This window comes from Mycobacterium sp., assembly GCF_049802695.1.
GTDB lineage: Bacteria > Actinomycetota > Actinomycetes > Mycobacteriales > Mycobacteriaceae > Mycobacterium.
In genome coordinates this window covers 1-2,065 of record NZ_JBARMY010000534.1, presented here as the reverse complement: position 1 = coordinate 2,065, position 2,065 = coordinate 1, and the positions used below count along the sequence as shown (strand labels likewise).

The 2,065-nt window shown below is 68.5% G+C and carries 2 protein-coding genes; both read left to right on the top strand.

Going from position 1 to position 2,065, the window contains the following annotated elements; genetic code table 11:
* A partial coding sequence (gene alr, locus WA317_RS21090; RefSeq protein WP_425174879.1) for an alanine racemase occupies positions 1–945 on the top strand: 945 nt, incomplete at its 5' end.
* Entirely contained in the window at positions 935–2,041 is a 1,107-nt protein-coding gene (locus WA317_RS21085; protein WP_425174878.1) for an alpha/beta fold hydrolase, read from the top strand. The genes alr and WA317_RS21085, both read left to right, overlap by 11 nt.
* Positions 2,042–2,065: the final 24 nt, after the last annotated feature.

Sequence of the window (2,065 nt, the reverse complement as noted above, 5' to 3'; positions counted from 1 at the left end):
GCGCTGGAATTACGTGCCGACGGCATCACCTCGCCGGTGCTGGCGTGGCTGCACCTGCCGGGCACCGACTTCGCGCCCGCGGTGGCCGCCGACGTGCAGATCGCCGTCTCCTCGGTGCGCCAACTCGACGAGTTACTCGACGCGGTGCGCCGGACCGGCCGAACGGCGACGGTGACCGTCAAGGTCGACACCGGGCTGAACCGCAACGGCATCGGCGCGGCGCAATATCCGGCGGTACTGGCCGCGCTGCGCCGCGCCCTGGCCGAGGACGCGGTACGGGTGCGCGGGATCATGTCGCATCTCGTCTACCCCGACCTGCCCGACGACCCGACCAACGCGCTGCAGGCGCAGAAGTTGTCCGACATGCTGGCTCATGGTCGCGAGCAGGGTGTGCGGTTCGAGGTGGCGCACCTGTCGAACTCCTCGGCGACGCTGGCCCGCCCCGATCTGGCCTTCGACGTAGTACGCCCCGGCATCGCGGTCTACGGGCTGAGTCCCTTCCCGCAGCGCGGCGACATGGGACTGGTGCCCGCGATGACGGTGAAAACGACTGTGGCGCTGGTCCGAGCGATCAGTGCCGGCGAGGGAGTGTCCTACGGGCACATCTGGGTGGCCGACCGGGACACGAACGTGGCACTGCTGCCGATCGGCTACGCCGACGGCGTGGTGCGGGGTTTGAGCGGACGCCTGGAGGTGCTGATCAACGGCAGGCGGCGCAGGGGCGTCGGACGGATCTGCATGGACCAGTTCGTGGTCGACCTGGGGCCTGGTCGCCCCGACGTCACCGAGGGCGACGAGGCGATCCTGTTCGGACCGGGCGGCCGAGGCGAACCCACGGCGCAGGACTGGGCCGACCTGCTCGGCACCATCCACTACGAAGTGGTGACCGGTCCGCGCGGCCGTATCACCAGGACCTACCACGGAGCCGAAACCGTTGAGCGGTAGTGATGCTCGCACCCGCAGTGCGTGGCTGGCGGGTGCCGCGGGACTGAGCGCGGTCGGCACGATCGCCGCGGTGTCGGTTGCGCGGCAGCTGTCCCGGCGCGCGGTCGTCGACGATCCTTTCGCCGGCGAGGATTTCGAAGCGTTGGACAACGACCGGAGCTGCGTGGTGACCACGCCCGACGGGGTGCCCCTGGCGGTGCGCGAGGCGGGGCCCGAGGATGCGGCATTGACAGTGGTGTTCGCACACGGATTCTGTTTGCGCATGGGCGCTTTCCATTTTCAGCGCATGCGGTTGTGCGAGGAGTGGGGTTCCGACGTCCGGATGATCTTCTACGATCAGCGCGGGCACGGTCGCTCCGGAGAGGCGCCGCCGCAGACCTACACGGTCGCCCAACTCGGTCAGGATCTGGAGACGGTGCTGCAAGTTGTCGCACCGCGCGGGCCGATCGTGCTGGTCGGCCATTCAATGGGCGGCATGACGGTGTTGTCGCACGCTCGCCAGCATCCGCGGCACTACGGCACCCGCATCGTGGGTGCTGCACTGATTTCGTCTGCAGCGGAGGGTGTTTCGAATTCGCCGCTGGGAGAAATCCTGAAGAACCCGGCGCTGGACGCCGCCCGGTTCGCGGCGCGTTCCGCGCCCAAGCTGGTGCATCGCGGTCGCAATGTGGCGAAGTCATTGATCGGCCCGATTCTGGCGGCGGCGTCCTACGGCGAAACCGACGTCAGCCCGAGCGTGGTGACCTTTTCCCAGAAGATGATGCTCGGAACACCGATCCCGACCATGATCGAGTTCTTGCACGCGCTGGAGACTCTCGACGAAACCGCGGCGCTGCCGACGCTGGCCAAGATCCCCACGCTGATCGCCTGCGGTGACAACGACCTGCTGACGTCGGCTAACGACTCCCGGGGCATGGCCGAGCTGTTGCCGGACTCGGAACTGGTCATCATCGACGGCGCCGGTCACCTGGCGCTGCTGGGCAAGCCGGACCCGGTCAACGACGGTCTCGTGCGGCTGGTGAAGCGGGTCAGCCCGCCGGGACGGTTGACCGCGCTGACCCGCCGGCTGCGCGATCGGGCGCTCCGCCGTGCCTGAATGCCGAAACTGGTTGCGTGGCGA